Here is a 14,399-nt window from a genome sequence, read left to right on the forward strand (position 1 = left end):
TTAAGATATGCGCATCCTAGCAAACTTTTTCATACTATAAATGTGAGGTGAAAAAATGCCAAGAGTAAAATATCGAGACGCAGATGTCGATTTGATGGCAAGAATGATGCGAGCTGAGGCTGAAGGTGAAGGAAAACAGGGGATGTTATATGTTGGGAATGTCATTGTCAATCGTGCAGTGGCTTCTTGCTTAGACTTTAATGATGTAAGGACAATTGAACAAGTCATTTATCAAGTACAAGGAAATAACTATTCATTTGAAGCTGTTCAAAAAGGGAATATGTTTTATCAGCGAGCACGACCTACTGAACAAAGATTGGCGCGACAAGCTTTAGATTATTGGAGAGAACATCCTGCAAAATATGCCCTGTGGTATTTTAATCCGTCTGGTGAATGTCCTCCGACATGGTATGGGCAACCATTTACAGGGCAATTTAAACAACATTGCTTCTATGAACCTGTAGCCGGAACATGTGAAAGTGTATATATAGGATAGATTTTCCTATCGCTAAATCATTAGAGAGCCTTTTAAAATAAATAAGGCTCTTTTTTTATTTTGAAAAGAAAGTGATAATTATACTTATTTTTTGTTGGACTGCTGGTTTTTATCGTGATTTGTTTTGTTATTTTTATTTTTGAGTTTAGCATCAAATTCTTCTGCAAATTCAGCTACATTATCTTCTGGATTTCGATCATGACTTGTCTTATTATGATGCAATTCTTTATAAGTAGCATAAGGGTTATGTGTTCTTTCGTTCAACGTCTTTTTGTTGTTTTTGCTCATATTCATCCACCTCCTACTGATTTAATGTGCTCAGTATTGGGGGTTTTATGCCTTTTCCATCTTCATTTACTTCCTTACTTTTTGTGATAAAAAAATTATCTAATGCCATATTAAGAAGGAATCCAATTGAAAGGAGAATACGAAATGGGCCGAGACGACAGCACAAGTAAAGGAACTAATAAGAGGTCGTTACCTCAAACACCTAAGAATGAAAAAATTGCTCCAAACAAAATGAGAGAAGAAATCGCAAATGAATTAAATGAACTACATCGCCTTGTAGAAAAGGGTAAAAGTAACGCTGCAAAGAAATTTTAAGTAATAAGTAAAAGGGCCTTCACAACAGAATATTACTGTTGGTGAAGGCCTGATTTACTTCTTAACAAAGGTTAAAACTGTTTAGCTTTCGCATTAATTCTCAATATTTGGTTTTGCAGAGTAACCTCTGTTTGACCATTAACCTGAGATTTCTGATGCTTATTTCTTGTCCAGTTCTGGTGGATTTTTTGAGATTTTGGATCTAATGCACCCTTTTTGCTCATTCGTTCCGCCTCCCTATGTTTAAAGTGAAATCCAATTTAGTATGGTACGAATTACTTCATTTATTCTTAAAGTAAAGTACTTTTTGGATTCATTTACTGGCAATTTTTTTGACGGATGGATTACTCGTCAGGATCAATACTAACAGTGAAAACAGTCCCGAAGACGGAAAGGATGAGGAACAGTGGCTAAAAAAAGTTCAGGCACACCTAGCTGGAAGCAAAATCACCCGATTAGTTTACTATCCAACTCAGTTGAAAGAACAGAGCGAGCAGTAAAACAGGCAATGTCTCACCCGGAAGAATTTGCAGTAGAACATGCATTCAATTCATTGGAACGTACCGAAAACGCACTCTCTAATGCAGAACAAAAACAGGAACATATGGATATTGTTGAGCAAAATAAAGCCAAACTGGATGAACTAAAGCAAAACATCCTAGAAATTGATGAAAACTTAAATTCATAAAAGTATCCCCCGTTGCATGTTCGTAACGGGGGAGTTCATTTACATATAAAGTGCACTTAAAAAAATCCCCAATGCCTCTTCATATATTTCATCAAACTGGCTAATTGGCAAAGGATTCGTTCCAAGACCTAATTCAACGGTGAAACCTGGGCGACGCCAATCTTGAATAAACCAGTCTTTATAACCGGCATAGCTTTCAATTGTTTGCACCGGCTTATACCCACTAACTCTGGCAAACTCATTAACAAGCTGTTCTGTTTCAGGAGGCTCCAACCCCATGAACCCCCAAAAAATAACTTGGCCTTGTGTATGAAAAGCCAATACACGAGCAAAGTCCCGTTCAACCGTTAGCTCCGCCATTGCAATGGACTCCGGCTCAGATAGCGGACTTTCCCCACCATAATCTCGCGGACCCGGTGTTTTCGGATTTCTTTCTCTTTCCAGTTCCCATTCAGCAGGAAACTGGTCGTTCAGGTCGACCCCATTAATATTTGCTTTCCAATCGGAAAAATCTGTACTGCCCTTATTCCACTCAATTAAATTATTCCGGATGGTTTCATTTTCCGGTGGTCCGTTCAGCACTAAATCCACTCCGTCTGGATTTACCATAGGAACAATATTTAAACTCGTTTGATTATACAATGGCAATGTATAAAGCCCTCGTATTGAACCATTATTCGTAAGCGACAATAGGTAATCATTAAGAAACGTCATGACAATCGCTGTTGTAATCCATTCATTGGCATGGAAGGAAGCATTATAATGAACACGTTTCTGCCCTTTTCCAATCGTGAGTCCCGGTATTTCTTTATTTAATACAGAATTTCCAATCGACTCATTTACTAGGAATGGATAGATTGCCTGCAATGTACGAATATCCTGTACCATCATGCTGTAATCATAATTTTGTTTCCCATTTACAACTCGCCATGTTATACGAACAGGTAATAGTAATTGGGTACCGACTTGAAGTGCATATGGACTGATACCTGAATTGAGAAGGAAAATCGCATCCATCGGCAAATTTATTCTTTGTGCAATCGACCAAACCGTATCTCCACGTTGAACCGTGTATGGACTTGTTACATAGCCTGGAATTTGGACAGGTTGGTTCGGGATTAGCTCCTGTGCATTCAAATTACGATTTGAATCAATAATTACCTGATAAGGAAGATTAAAAACTTGGCTATAATACCAAAAGGAATCACCCGGCCTAACAAAAATCTCCACTAAGCTCCTCCCTCAATAAAATGATCAATAGAAAAGTATATGAATGTGGGGATTGATTATTAACACGGTTCGAGAAAACTGATTTATTATCTTCAATCACTTTCTGTATTCCCTAATTTTCCCCTATATAGCTGAAATTGAGAGCAGCATTATGTTATAGTAGAATCTACTAAATTTTTATTGTATGGAGGTTCATCATGGAGACGAAAAGAATATCGCTGCATCGTGCACTATCTGAGTTAAAAATGCTTGGTGAACGGATCCAATCGGCTACGTACCGCGTAGTGCTGGCTCGAGCAAACCGAAAAAGCAACGAAAAAATTGAAGGCATGTCAATTGATGAATACAAAAAAGAAATGCAAGGTTCGTATGACAAAGTCACAAGCCTTATTCAATACCGCAATAAACTAAAAGCACTCGTTGTCGAATCAAATGCTAAAACAATCGTTAAAATTGGAGCAAATGAAATGACAGTGGCTGAAGCAATTGAACGCAAACAATCAATTGCATATGAGAAGGATTTACTGAATCATCTACGCCGCCAATATTTTGAAGCAATCGATGAAGTAACAGCTGCGAATGAGGCCCTTCCTGAAAAGCTTGAAAATTACCTGATTAATATTTTAGGCAGCAAGGAAAAGCAATCATCCTCAGACGAAGTGAAGCTTCACACCGATACTTTTATGAAGCGCAATGAATACGAACTGATCGACCCGATGCAAGTAAAGAAAACCATTGACGAGCTTGCAGCGAAAATCGAGGAATTTGAGTCAGAAGTAGACGCTGTATTATCAGAATCAAATGCCACAACATTTATTGAGATCTAACTAATAATTTGCATAGCGTAGCGAAAACAGTAAACGGATCGGCGCTCGTGCTTTGACTGTGTGCGAGTTGAAACAACCAAACAGTCACTCAACCTACAATTAATATTTGAACCTTAATAGAAAAGTTCAAAGCTTAAAGGTCAAAGCTGAAATATCAAATGTCAAAGCTCTTAACTTTTAAAGCTCAATGTTCAAATGATAAAGCTCATCCAAATCCTGGGTCATGGTTTAGGTATGCCGATTCATGACCGTCTGTGGCTCCACCAGGCAGCTATTGTTGTGCAAAATAAAATGCCGAATTCGCTTTCTTGGCGAATTCGGTTTTTGTTTTACTTACCCTTTTACCGGTGCGTGCGCAGTTTTCCGTCGAAATAATTATGGAGAACAAAAAAAGAAGCAGTCATTTGCAACTGCCTCCCTCAAAATTTAATAGAACAATCTCATTTTCATCGTACCAGTACTTTTCTGCTCTATCTATGTATGATAAAAAATCTTCGTAGCGTCCTTTCCAATTTCCAGGTACAAAATCCTCGTAGGAAGCTGGTTCTGAATAAAGGGAGTACAGTTCTCTTTTATCGAAATTTATATATAACGAAGGCATAAAACTATAAAAAGTGTCCTCTTTCGTTTCAGTAAGTAAATTTAACTTAAGTCTTTCTCTTAATTCTTTTGTTGAAACAGCATACTTTGCAATTCTTGGCGCAAATTCTGCATATGAATCCTCATCTAATATATCTATGCCTTTCCTTTCATCATCTTCTTCGATAAAAGGACCAGTATATGCAATTCCCATTTCTTTAAATTTCTTTTTATATGCCTCTTCTAGTTTTTTTCTATCTAAAAACCAAATATCTTTTGTGGAAACATACCATTTGAAATGATTATTAATTAATACACCTACAATAATATTCTCAAGTGCTTTAGGTACTAATAACATATGTTTCAACTCCGTTTTATTATTTTCTTACTCTACGTTTTCGAACTGTAATCATTACTTAGAAATTACTAAAATTCCCTCGATTAATATATTATCATCAAACTTATTCATCCTTATTACCTTAAGAAAGAAACTACTAATTCACATCAATTACTTGTATTCCTTTAACCTGAGCACAGGTATTAATCTCTTTGATTAAATTGTTTCTATAAACTGATATTGCTCCGTGTATTTCTCTTTCACCATCTGCATCTATATATTCTGGAAATAAAATAAAATTTGTTTAATCCATTTTTTTTATTATATATTCATTTCCTTCAAATTCTCCACATCTGATATGATATGAAGTTATAAAAGACATTATATCTTCATATAATTCCTGTGTATTAATTTCTGCCTGCAAAAATCCTTCTATAACATTCATAATAATCTCGCCTTTCTATTTTATTGGATAAGCTGATAACCTGCCTCCATCTTCTGATAATACAACTTTAAATCTGTTACTTCATCTGCATATGTCAGCTAACTTACATGAGATTCTAATACAAAAGGGAAAAGAAAACTCGACTAAGTACGAGCACCTGATTAAGGTTTTTCATCCCCAAAAAAATTAATTTCTTTTTGTCTTACTAAGTTAAACTAAAGTAAACAACCTTGAAAGGCGTAAAACCATTATTGAACAATAATTAACAATTAAAATATGCCTTTAAGAAATCAAAAAACGATGACCAAGCTTCTTTTAACTCTCCTTTTAAAAGCAGTTCATCGCCACCCTCAAAGTTAACTATATAAACTTTATCTGTTACAGTATCCACCACTAATACAGCATTTGCTGACATTCCACTTAAAACAAGATATTGCTGCGGAAAACCATGTTCTTTTCGAGAAATTAGTGTGTATGATTCAATATTATTTTCTTCATCTGCTATATCTAGTAATTCAAAGGGTACATGTTCTTCCCAAAAAGGTCCTGCATATTGTATATAAAATTCTTGGAAAGTATCTGATGCGTCTACACCTAGCCTTATTAAAGCCTCCTGTACCAGATTGCTATCTTCACGTTTATATATTTCTTCTCCTAGAATTTCATCTAGTCTCTCGGGCAAAATACTCATATTATTTTCCTCCTAAAGCTTCTTCTCCTCATATTTTCCAATAATTAATAGAATCTACTTTTTGAAATGCCCCTCTAGTTGTCTCATCCATTGGATAAAATGGATTTAACTTTCCTTTATAAGGATGTAGTGGAGCTCTTTTAGCATTAATTGCTCATTAGCTAATTGAAGGTTTTTTTCATAGCACTAATAACCACTATAGATAAAAGCAATTGTCGCTTCATAAAGTAAATCAAGTGCTTGTGGTTAATTCTACTCCTGAATATTACTTAATTGGTCCCATAAATTCAGTAATATTAAGAATATGTTCCTTCAGTTTTACTTTTTTTAGATTCTCTACTTTTTCTGCTCCACCTAAACCTAATAGAGGTGTATAGCCGAAGCACTCATCATAATCCAACTCACCATATTGTTTAAGGGCTTCGGGATAAGGTTGCCAAGACAAATCTTCATCTTTAAATTCCAAGTCATTAATATTTTGAAAGAAAAATTCAAATGTAAACATAATTGTCTTTACCACACCATACCTGTAATTAAGTAATCTAACATATCCATCTGACCAAATAACCAGATCACCCATACCTGTAGCAAATAACACAAATGAATCCTTGTATCTTTGACTACTCTCCCCCAAAATCTCTTTAAATTCCTCTGGATTTACACTTTTAAAATACCCTTGCATAAATGTACCAAATCCATAATTACTCCATAAATCTATAATTTCATTTGGTACCAGTTTAGTATATTTTACAATCATTTCACTCGGAACTTTTTTATACGATTTAAAATCTATTAAATATTTTTCCATTTAAACTCCTCAAACTAATGAATTTTTACTCCATGGAAACAAACAAATGCTTTAAGTGCACCTTGAAAATGGGAATTTTCCCATATTTAAATTTCAAGAATATGAGTTAACTATATCTTTCTCTAATTTTAAAAATTCTTCAAACCTTTTTACCATATCTGCTATTGTAGTTGGGACTTCTTGAGGCATATAATTTATGAAACCCAACATATCTTCTGGGTAATGATGATTTTCATAAAACTCGGCTATTTTATTTAATAATTCATTATCTTCTTTACACTCTTCTTTTATTTTAGATAAACAAACAAATCGAAGTTTTCTATTCTCAGCTATTAAAAATGCGCTATTTTCGTCTAATTGTGGGAAATAAATGTCCTTTATCTCCAACATTACTTTGTTTAAATCTTCAATAGGTATTCCCCATGCAAACTCATTTTCATCACCATTTTCCATCGACTCTACCGCATAGTCAGAAATAGCCTTTTTACTGAAGTAATTTTCATTGATTCCTACAAAAATAGGTTTCCAATCATATTTAATATTTCTATTTTTAAAATCTGTTAAGTTCATATTTCTCACAACCTACTTTTTTGTAATTTGATTGGCTTACCAGTTATTTCTCCATTTTCTATGAACCTCCTGTGGGTCACATTACCGTTTAATCTATGTTGATACCATTGCGCCGTTGAGACCAAAAGTACCTAAAGGCTGCTGATCATTTTGGTAAAGAGCAGAGAATGTGTACGATTGGCAAGTGCAATCGTTAATGGATGTTGGCTAGCGAATGATTGCAACTGTATTTCTTTTAGTCTTACTCAGTTAAACAAAAGTAAAAAACCTTGAAAGGCGTAAAACCATTCAAGGTATGTTTTATTATTGTTCTTTAATCAGCTAGTAATTGGATCTTTTCTTTCCATACTAGTAACAGCTCTATAAGTTGCTCCGTTTCTATTGTATTTTTATAAGGTTCTTCAACCCGAAAATTATTTTCCACGATACTAATATCTTTTTTTATAAATATGCTTGTAGCATTTAATTCTATTTCAAAGTCTTCATATACACCTTCTAAAACATTCTTTATATATTTTATATACTCATCTATTTGTTCTTCCGATGCAATATTTTCAATAATATCCGAGAAAAGGCTTATTTCTTCTGGTAAAACTATTCGTAAATCACCAAATGGATCTTCTTTAAATTCATATACATATCTCATATACCTTAGTCATCACCTTCTGTTATTTTTTATACAGTGGATATGCCGTAGCTATTGAACCATCTTTATTCAAATACATTTCTATTTTAATGCCCGTGGAAGTAACACCTTTATTTCCTCTAATGTCATCATACTTTTCCAGTATAGTTTAATTCAATATTCAATAGTTTCTCCAGTATCAAAATTTAAGGCTTCCTCATCAAAGTCTTTAAAATCCTTATAGAATGCTTGGTCATAGATCAAAAGGGAAATATCACCAACAAATATTAGGATTTTATCCGTAAAGGTTCTTTTATTATTCTTTTTCAATTAGTATAGTATTACAAACAACTTCTACATTTAAAGGCGGCATAAAAATATTACATTTTAATATATCTTCTCCATCAATCTGTATATCTGAAATCTCAACTTCCTGAATAAAATAAGGAATTTGAGTTTTTGTTAACTCTTTTAAGGGTTTCAATCTATCTTCAACACTTGTTATAAATGAGAATCTCGAACATCCAATAAAAAGTAAGGTTACATTAAAATCTGTATCTTCAAATACAATTCTAAGTTCATCTCCAAAAAAACTGGACTCCATTTGCAGTACTCTTGCATCCCAATAATGCAGTTCTTCAATTTCATTTAGTATTTTCTGTGCATTCAAGTTACTCCACCTCACTTTTTATATGGAATATGAGATTCCGGGCTTTTTCTACCACAACATTTAGGTTTACATCAAGCGGATTCACGAACAAATGTTCAGCTTCTATTACTTCTATACGAGTTTTACCGGTCCGTTAATTGATTTATAAGTATCCACTGAATTAACTTCATTGTTTTTTACCAATTATCAATTCCTTCTTGGAATATGTCTAATACATAATCATCAAATGTATTATATCTAGGGTGTAAATCTATCCCCCCCCTTTCCCAACTAAATACTCTATCATCATATATATCTGCACAATACATACATCTAGCAAATTCTCCCGAATCCTCTAAAACAATTAAGTTCATACCCAACCCTAATTTTCTCCATCTCTCGGTTGCATCAACTACAGATGCCCCTAAATTACCCTGAACGCCTTCAAGCTCAACTCCACATATTCCTCCCGAACCATATTTTTTTATAAAATTGTGATAACTTCCAGGAAATTTAACTCTAAGTTTTTCTTCAGCATTATTAATATATTCTTCTGATACTTCTCCAAAAAAATCATCTTCTTCACCATAATTATCAATCATCTTAATAATTCTTTCATCCATAAATTAAACTCACTCCTATTATGAACTAGCACGCATTTTTCAATAGTTACTTCTAAAGTTATTATACATTTTTTCAAGTTCTGGATTATTTCTAAAACTTCACCCATTTTCAACAAAACCTTGTAACGTCGAATCGTATTTATCGTGAGTTAACTCCGCAATTTCAACCATTCCACCAGGTTCTTTTTTTTGGTACACTCAGAAGTAGTCATAGGTGTTACAAGCCAGGAATACCTCTACTATCTGAATAAAGAATGTTTTATTCGTCACTGGGTAGCCCTACAAAAAAGAAACCTTGAAAAGCATTAGCCAATCAAGGGTCGAGCTCAGGAATATACCCTCAAATTTTGACTCTTAAATTTCGCGATGTAATAAATGTATATCAGAATCTACCTGTATCCTATCATCAATCTTTACCATGCTTGAATTTGACGGTGACTTTCCACTTTACTGGGCAGACCCACAAAAAAGAAACCTTGAAAGGCTAAGGCCAATTAAGGTTTACAAGTCTATTCTTCACATATTTGATTAATTTCTTTGGGAACAGATTCAAAAATTAAAACTTCTGGCTTTGGATAAGACCTCTTTATTAAATAGTCTTCAAGTGTCATCATACTTTTCCAATATAGTTTTAGCCAATATTCAATAGTTTCTCCAGTATCAAAATTTAAAGCTTCCTCATCAAAGTCTTTCAAATCCTCATAGAATGCTTGGTCATAGATTGAAAGGGAAATATCACCATCAAATACTAAGATTTTATCCGTAAATATAGGAAAGCCAAAAGATTTGGAAAAACGATTGGTTATATCAACACCTATTGCTTCTTTAAAGTTAAGCCAGGCAGGAGCATTAGAGGGTTTTAATAGTTCTGTTATCTCAAATTTTACTCTACCACCATTACTATATCTATTATTAGACTTAGTAGAATATTTAATGCCACCATTCATGACTTCTTCCAGCGAAACATGATGTTCATGATTTTCAGGTAAATATGCATGATACAACATATTACTCAAGTATTTCACCTACTTAATAGTTATTTTCTTGGAACATATGGGAAATATGAGCTTCTGGTTGGATCAACAAGATTTTCAAATACCCGATGACTCCCTGTCGGTGTATCAGGTGTACTGATATTTCCGTCAAATTCTTTATAATACTTAGTTATTTTGTTTGGATTTGGATTGTTAGGATTTGGCCAGTTTGAATAAGCTTTATCAGGATTACTCATTGTTTCTTGCCTTAACTTGGCTCAAACATATGTTTTTCAGAATGTGGGTTAACAAAGTCTTTAGAATTGCTACCACCACCTGGTTTGGTAGGAACTGGAGCATCACCCTTCATTACCAACAACCTCATCAATATCACTCTTCTTAACAACCTCACCCACGTTACTATCTACAATTTTATCAATCGCTTTCGGGATTTTCAAAACTTTTCCTATTGGGATGAAGGATGCTAACGCAATACCTTTATCAAGACCCGAAGCATTTTTATCAGCGAGCGTGTTCACATCGTCCAATATTAAGAAATCCAATAAACCTTTTCAGATTTTGGTAGCGCCACTTCCGACATCTCCTAGGAAATTAAGAAAACCATTCTCCTCTTCTTTCACATCATCTACTGTTGTGGCTGTAGCGGAAAGCTCTTTTGCGACTTTTTTATTTTGTTGCTTCATAAATGAAAAGAAATTTGTTGACACCACCGCACCGCTGAGCCCGAAAGTACCTAAAGGCTGCTGACCATTTTGATAAAGACCTGGGAGTGTGTATGGATTCGCTCCACCGATTCCTCCAGGATTAAATAGTGGATTCATATTAATCACTTGATCCAACGATTGCGTACGATAGGCCAGTGCAATCATTAACGGATTCTGACTAGCGAATGACTGCCATTGTTCTGCCGGGAAGTTAACATCGGTATGAATATTGAAAACATAAAAAAGCACTCGTCGCCTAATATAGACAATCAAGTGCTCATAGTTAACTCTAACCATATTTCCTGTACATTACTGCACTGGACCCATAAATTCAGTAATAATACGAATATGTTCCTTCAATTTGACTTTTTTTAGATTCTCTACTTTTTCTGCTCCACCTAAACCTAGCAAAGGTGTATAGCCAAAGCAGTCATCATACTCTGGTTCATTATATTTTTCTATTGCTTCTGGATAAGGAAGCCAATCTAAAGCCTTCTGTCTAAAAGCCTCTTCCTCTAAAAATCTTAGAAACAAGGAGTATTTTGAAGCTACAACTTTTGTTTTACCTTTTCGGTAGTTTATTGTTACAATATAGGATTCTTGATTTTCATCCTTTTCAAAAAGTATTAGATCACCCATGGATGTACTGAAAATAGGTACTGTCCCTTTACTTCTTAAATAAGACTCATTTACTAAAGAGCTAAATTCATCAGGGTTAATTATTTTTAAGTATCCATTCATAATTGTACCATACCCATATAATTTCCATACTTCAATTAAAGCTTCTGGGAGCATATTCTTATATTTATTAATTGTATATTCCTCAACTTCACTTACTTTTTTAAAATCTTTAAATAAGCTCAAATTACACCCTCCTCTGATATGGCAGCATAGCAATTAAATAGACAGGGCTAGCTCCAATAACTAAAGGTTTTAATCATACTTACTCCTCTAACCCTGAATAAGGATTACCAATGTTTCCATCTAATTCATTTATTGTTTCCTCTATTACTTCCTTAACATTAATACTTAGACTTGTACTATCTATTTCCTTTAATGTTTGAAAACTATTTGAGAGTCCAAGATATGCAATTATTGACGTTACATTATCCATTAACTCATAAGAATTTGGGTCTAATATTTCTTGAACTATCGAATCTACCTTATCTTTAATTTTTTCATCCAAATATTTATAGGTATGCCATTGTCTTTCTGCTAATTGATATATAGCTTCAGACAAATCAATCTTACTTATATCCCCATTATTTTCGTAATAATCAATAACCTGTTCAAAATACATTTTTAGTATTTCCTCAGATAAATAATCGGGTAACTCCTCAAATTTAGAAAAATCCATTCTTAATTCTCCTACTCAATTGGAATATGTGTTAAATTATTCGGCTTTTTATAAAGGTTACCATCCTGTCCTAGAAGTTTTTTCCCTATTTTTATTTGGGCAGTCCACATATTCCCTGAATTACTATCAGGGTACAGTTGTTTTGCATTTAAATCTGGTGAATGCCATTTTACTTCTATCTTTTGCCCGTCTATTTCAAAATTATATTTATATCCTTCAGTTATAGTTTCACTCGGTTTAAATGTATTAGGTATGTCGTTTGGTATTATTGACTTCAAATCATCAACTGGAATTTTCCCATTTTTCACAAAATTACTTGTATCCACAAGAGCATTACCTTTACCAACTACCTCATCTACATCACTCTTCTTAACAACCTCGTCCACGTTACTATCTACAATCTTATCAATTGCTTTCGGGATTTTCAAAACTTTCCCTATTGGGATGAAGGATGCTAACGCAATACCTTTATCAAGACCCGAAGCATTTTGATCAGCCAGCGTGTTCACATCGTCCAATAGTAAGAAATCCAACAAACCTTTTCCGATTTTCTTAGCGCCATTTCCCTCACCTTCAAGGAAACCAATAAAACCATTTTCCTCTTCTTTCACATCATCCACGGTTGGGGCTGGGCAAGAAAGCTCTTTTGTGACTTCTTTTTCTTGTTTCTTCATAAATGATACAAAATTCGTTGATACCATCCCACGCTCAGACCGAAAGTAATTAAAGGCTGTTGTCTGTTTTGTAAGGTGTACGGATTCGCTCCTCCGATGCCTCCTGGATTAAATAGGGGATTCATATCCAGCGGTTGCGTACAGTAGGCCAGGGCATTGCGTCTTCTTCACTATTTTATTTTGGATAGGTTATTTTATATCTTTGGGCCTTGGTGTAGACTTTTCTATCTTTTTCTTGACCTTTTTAGGACCTTTTTTGACGACGAATTCAAATTTCAGATTATTTTTTAACCACAAACTTCTTTAAATAAAAAAAAGCCTTGAGAGGCATATTGCCAGTCAAGGTCTAAATCATAACTACTTTATCAAAGTACAAAACAATATTATGAATGAACTATAGACAGAAAGTCTTGAAGGATTTTCCTTACTGGTGCACTGGCACCTGGTAATAGGTCATTTATACGTTGCAGAATTTCAGGGCTACCTAATATCATTCTTTTACTTTCTTGGCTTGTATAACTCCTTAATGTATCTATACAAGTCGCAAATAATTCTTCATCATCAGTATTCAGCAAGGACATTAAAATATTAAGTTCATGCTCATTACACTGATTATCCAAACAATATGCTATTTTTCTCTGCCATTCTATTGATTTACTAAGTACTTGATTGGATAATTCATCCCAATCACTTAAACTAAATTCTAAAAGTATCTCGCCTGCTATAGTACAACCGTCATCATACCAAGAATCTACCGTTGTATCTGCAGATAAAAGATTATCTAATTCCTTGTACATATTTGGTACCTCCACATAAATTTGAATTAAAAACCTAATGGACGATATTTATATGCTTTCTATATAAACATCGGAATTAGTTTTTTGTCCCTTCTCTAATGCTTTCATTAACATATCTATTAAGTCCTCACCCTCACTTGTTATAAAATAATTAGATAAGTTTGTTATATCCTTACTAATGTTATCACCCCAAGGCGGACTTTTAGATAAGTTATCAATGTCCCATATTACTTGTGATGGGCTAAAATCCTGTAATTTCTTTTTAATTGCTTCTAATTCATTTATAGCGCTATCAATATTCTTATTCTCAAGTTTCCCATTATAGAGTTCATTTAATAAGAAAGGATATTCAGTTCCCCATCCATTTTGTTCTAAATGATAACTTATTGTAGAGAAAAAAGAGTGTAAGAAATCACCATGCCCGATTTGATACCAGTAATATTTCACTTTAAATCCCACAGCCATTCTTCTCACCTCAATCAATTTGTTTTAAATCTTTTATCTACTTAGTTAGTATGATAACCATTATGAATTTTTGATTCAAATATTGTGTAAAAAAAATATAAAAACCTTGAAAGACAGTAAGCCCGTAATCAAATAACGCATATAAATAACCTGGCACCGCCGGTACGATAAAGTTATCATTCAAAGGAGGTGCCATTCTTACCTCCAGTCAATAGCTTTTTAGAAAATATTTTAGG

General features: G+C 33.9%; 24 protein-coding genes. 4 read left to right on the top strand and 20 right to left on the bottom strand.

Annotation, left to right across the window (positions count from 1 at the left end):
- Positions 1-55: 55 nt before the first annotated feature.
- Positions 56-496, top strand: a complete 441-nt coding sequence (locus SNE38_RS09225) for a cell wall hydrolase (RefSeq protein ID WP_191702775.1) — start codon at positions 56-58, stop codon at positions 494-496.
- Positions 497-580: 84 nt separating this feature from the next.
- Here SNE38_RS09225 and SNE38_RS09230 read toward each other — a convergent pair whose 3' ends face one another.
- Positions 581-784: a hypothetical protein gene (locus tag SNE38_RS09230; RefSeq protein ID WP_191702776.1), complete on the bottom strand. Its 204-nt coding sequence runs from the start codon at positions 782-784 to the stop codon at positions 581-583.
- Between the two features lie 126 nt (positions 785-910).
- On the opposite strand from SNE38_RS09230, the gene SNE38_RS09235 reads away from it, so the two are divergent.
- Entirely contained in the window at positions 911-1,099 is a 189-nt protein-coding gene (locus SNE38_RS09235; protein WP_191702927.1) for a hypothetical protein, read from the top strand.
- Between the two features lie 71 nt (positions 1,100-1,170).
- On the opposite strand, the gene SNE38_RS09240 is transcribed toward SNE38_RS09235, so the two are convergent.
- Complete coding sequence (locus SNE38_RS09240; protein WP_191700418.1) at positions 1,171-1,323, bottom strand: YpzG family protein; 153 nt, start codon at positions 1,321-1,323, stop codon at positions 1,171-1,173.
- 182 nt (positions 1,324-1,505) lie between these two features.
- On the opposite strand from SNE38_RS09240, the gene SNE38_RS09245 reads away from it, so the two are divergent.
- On the top strand, positions 1,506-1,787 hold the full coding sequence (locus SNE38_RS09245; protein ID WP_191702777.1) for a hypothetical protein: 282 nt from the start codon (positions 1,506-1,508) through the stop codon (positions 1,785-1,787).
- Between the two features lie 39 nt (positions 1,788-1,826).
- On the opposite strand, the gene SNE38_RS09250 is transcribed toward SNE38_RS09245, so the two are convergent.
- Positions 1,827-3,017 (bottom strand): M14 family zinc carboxypeptidase, encoded by a 1,191-nt coding sequence (locus SNE38_RS09250; protein ID WP_191702778.1) that lies wholly within the window; start codon positions 3,015-3,017, stop codon positions 1,827-1,829.
- A gap of 197 nt (positions 3,018-3,214) precedes the next feature.
- On the opposite strand from SNE38_RS09250, the gene SNE38_RS09255 reads away from it, so the two are divergent.
- Positions 3,215-3,844 carry a hypothetical protein gene (locus SNE38_RS09255; RefSeq protein WP_014823221.1) on the top strand — a complete coding sequence of 210 codons (630 nt, stop codon included), beginning with the start codon at positions 3,215-3,217 and terminating at the stop codon, positions 3,842-3,844.
- A gap of 400 nt (positions 3,845-4,244) precedes the next feature.
- Here SNE38_RS09255 and SNE38_RS09260 read toward each other — a convergent pair whose 3' ends face one another.
- The 17 genes from SNE38_RS09260 to SNE38_RS09340 all read right to left on the bottom strand — a co-directional run bounded on the left by SNE38_RS09260 (position 4,245) and on the right by SNE38_RS09340 (position 14,163).
- Positions 4,245-4,781 carry a hypothetical protein gene (locus SNE38_RS09260; protein ID WP_336046379.1) on the bottom strand — a complete coding sequence of 179 codons (537 nt, stop codon included), beginning with the start codon at positions 4,779-4,781 and terminating at the stop codon, positions 4,245-4,247.
- 283 nt (positions 4,782-5,064) lie between these two features.
- Positions 5,065-5,205 carry a hypothetical protein gene (locus SNE38_RS09265; RefSeq protein ID WP_225223666.1) on the bottom strand — a complete coding sequence of 47 codons (141 nt, stop codon included), beginning with the start codon at positions 5,203-5,205 and terminating at the stop codon, positions 5,065-5,067.
- 262 nt (positions 5,206-5,467) lie between these two features.
- Complete coding sequence (locus SNE38_RS09270) at positions 5,468-5,896, bottom strand: SMI1/KNR4 family protein (protein ID WP_191702780.1); 429 nt, start codon at positions 5,894-5,896, stop codon at positions 5,468-5,470.
- 265 nt (positions 5,897-6,161) lie between these two features.
- Positions 6,162-6,704 carry a T6SS immunity protein Tdi1 domain-containing protein gene (locus SNE38_RS09275; protein WP_191702781.1) on the bottom strand — a complete coding sequence of 181 codons (543 nt, stop codon included), beginning with the start codon at positions 6,702-6,704 and terminating at the stop codon, positions 6,162-6,164.
- 93 nt (positions 6,705-6,797) lie between these two features.
- On the bottom strand, positions 6,798-7,274 hold the full coding sequence (locus SNE38_RS09280) for a DUF2247 family protein (protein WP_336046380.1): 477 nt from the start codon (positions 7,272-7,274) through the stop codon (positions 6,798-6,800).
- 313 nt (positions 7,275-7,587) lie between these two features.
- Positions 7,588-7,920 carry a tRNA-Val4 gene (locus tag SNE38_RS09285; protein WP_336046381.1) on the bottom strand — a complete coding sequence of 111 codons (333 nt, stop codon included), beginning with the start codon at positions 7,918-7,920 and terminating at the stop codon, positions 7,588-7,590.
- A 295-nt stretch (positions 7,921-8,215) separates the two neighbouring features.
- Positions 8,216-8,569 carry a hypothetical protein gene (locus SNE38_RS09290; protein ID WP_191702784.1) on the bottom strand — a complete coding sequence of 118 codons (354 nt, stop codon included), beginning with the start codon at positions 8,567-8,569 and terminating at the stop codon, positions 8,216-8,218.
- Positions 8,570-8,745: 176 nt separating this feature from the next.
- Positions 8,746-9,171, bottom strand: coding sequence for an SMI1/KNR4 family protein (locus tag SNE38_RS09295; RefSeq protein WP_191702785.1), 426 nt, complete (start codon positions 9,169-9,171; stop codon positions 8,746-8,748).
- A gap of 509 nt (positions 9,172-9,680) precedes the next feature.
- A complete protein-coding gene (locus SNE38_RS09300) occupies positions 9,681-10,187 on the bottom strand; it encodes a DNA polymerase III (protein WP_191702786.1) in 507 nt (168 codons plus the stop codon).
- A gap of 20 nt (positions 10,188-10,207) precedes the next feature.
- Positions 10,208-10,402 (bottom strand): hypothetical protein, encoded by a 195-nt coding sequence (locus tag SNE38_RS09305; protein ID WP_191702787.1) that lies wholly within the window; start codon positions 10,400-10,402, stop codon positions 10,208-10,210.
- Between the two features lie 102 nt (positions 10,403-10,504).
- A complete protein-coding gene (locus tag SNE38_RS09310; RefSeq protein WP_191702928.1) occupies positions 10,505-10,693 on the bottom strand; it encodes a hypothetical protein in 189 nt (62 codons plus the stop codon).
- A 24-nt stretch (positions 10,694-10,717) separates the two neighbouring features.
- Positions 10,718-11,167, bottom strand: a complete 450-nt coding sequence (locus SNE38_RS09315; RefSeq protein WP_336046382.1) for a hypothetical protein — start codon at positions 11,165-11,167, stop codon at positions 10,718-10,720.
- 12 nt (positions 11,168-11,179) lie between these two features.
- Positions 11,180-11,734, bottom strand: a complete 555-nt coding sequence (locus SNE38_RS09320) for a T6SS immunity protein Tdi1 domain-containing protein (RefSeq protein ID WP_191702789.1) — start codon at positions 11,732-11,734, stop codon at positions 11,180-11,182.
- Positions 11,735-11,813: 79 nt separating this feature from the next.
- Positions 11,814-12,227: a hypothetical protein gene (locus tag SNE38_RS09325; protein ID WP_336046383.1), complete on the bottom strand. Its 414-nt coding sequence runs from the start codon at positions 12,225-12,227 to the stop codon at positions 11,814-11,816.
- Between the two features lie 11 nt (positions 12,228-12,238).
- On the bottom strand, positions 12,239-12,901 hold the full coding sequence (locus tag SNE38_RS09330; protein ID WP_336046384.1) for a hypothetical protein: 663 nt from the start codon (positions 12,899-12,901) through the stop codon (positions 12,239-12,241).
- Positions 12,902-13,284: 383 nt separating this feature from the next.
- Positions 13,285-13,698: a hypothetical protein gene (locus tag SNE38_RS09335; protein ID WP_336046385.1), complete on the bottom strand. Its 414-nt coding sequence runs from the start codon at positions 13,696-13,698 to the stop codon at positions 13,285-13,287.
- A 48-nt stretch (positions 13,699-13,746) separates the two neighbouring features.
- Positions 13,747-14,163 carry an immunity 70 family protein gene (locus SNE38_RS09340; protein WP_336046386.1) on the bottom strand — a complete coding sequence of 139 codons (417 nt, stop codon included), beginning with the start codon at positions 14,161-14,163 and terminating at the stop codon, positions 13,747-13,749.
- Between the last annotated feature and the right edge of the window lie 236 nt (positions 14,164-14,399).

This window comes from Solibacillus ferritrahens, assembly GCF_037027585.1.
Classification (GTDB): Bacteria; Bacillota; Bacilli; order Bacillales_A; family Planococcaceae; genus Solibacillus; species Solibacillus ferritrahens.

Excerpts from the sequence above, each read along its gene's own strand:
- SNE38_RS09225 (WP_191702775.1), top strand. The coding sequence starts at position 56 with ATGCCAAGAGTAAAATATCGAGACGCAGATGTCGATTTGATGGCAAGA.
- SNE38_RS09230 (WP_191702776.1), bottom strand. The coding sequence starts at position 784 with ATGAGCAAAAACAACAAAAAGACGTTGAACGAAAGAACACATAACCCT.
- SNE38_RS09240 (WP_191700418.1), bottom strand. The coding sequence starts at position 1,323 with ATGAGCAAAAAGGGTGCATTAGATCCAAAATCTCAAAAAATCCACCAG.
- SNE38_RS09255 (WP_014823221.1), top strand. The coding sequence starts at position 3,215 with ATGGAGACGAAAAGAATATCGCTGCATCGTGCACTATCTGAGTTAAAA.
- SNE38_RS09260 (WP_336046379.1), bottom strand. The coding sequence starts at position 4,781 with ATGTTATTAGTACCTAAAGCACTTGAGAATATTATTGTAGGTGTATTA.
- SNE38_RS09265 (WP_225223666.1), bottom strand. The coding sequence starts at position 5,205 with ATGAATGTTATAGAAGGATTTTTGCAGGCAGAAATTAATACACAGGAA.
- SNE38_RS09270 (WP_191702780.1), bottom strand. The coding sequence starts at position 5,896 with ATGAGTATTTTGCCCGAGAGACTAGATGAAATTCTAGGAGAAGAAATA.
- SNE38_RS09275 (WP_191702781.1), bottom strand. The coding sequence starts at position 6,704 with ATGGAAAAATATTTAATAGATTTTAAATCGTATAAAAAAGTTCCGAGT.
- SNE38_RS09280 (WP_336046380.1), bottom strand. The coding sequence starts at position 7,274 with ATGAACTTAACAGATTTTAAAAATAGAAATATTAAATATGATTGGAAA.
- SNE38_RS09285 (WP_336046381.1), bottom strand. The coding sequence starts at position 7,920 with ATGAGATATGTATATGAATTTAAAGAAGATCCATTTGGTGATTTACGA.
- SNE38_RS09295 (WP_191702785.1), bottom strand. The coding sequence starts at position 9,171 with ATGGATGAAAGAATTATTAAGATGATTGATAATTATGGTGAAGAAGAT.
- SNE38_RS09305 (WP_191702787.1), bottom strand. The coding sequence starts at position 10,402 with ATGAGTAATCCTGATAAAGCTTATTCAAACTGGCCAAATCCTAACAAT.
- SNE38_RS09315 (WP_336046382.1), bottom strand. The coding sequence starts at position 11,167 with ATGGTTAGAGTTAACTATGAGCACTTGATTGTCTATATTAGGCGACGA.
- SNE38_RS09325 (WP_336046383.1), bottom strand. The coding sequence starts at position 12,227 with ATGGATTTTTCTAAATTTGAGGAGTTACCCGATTATTTATCTGAGGAA.
- SNE38_RS09330 (WP_336046384.1), bottom strand. The coding sequence starts at position 12,901 with ATGAAGAAACAAGAAAAAGAAGTCACAAAAGAGCTTTCTTGCCCAGCC.
- SNE38_RS09335 (WP_336046385.1), bottom strand. The coding sequence starts at position 13,698 with ATGTACAAGGAATTAGATAATCTTTTATCTGCAGATACAACGGTAGAT.
- SNE38_RS09340 (WP_336046386.1), bottom strand. The coding sequence starts at position 14,163 with ATGGCTGTGGGATTTAAAGTGAAATATTACTGGTATCAAATCGGGCAT.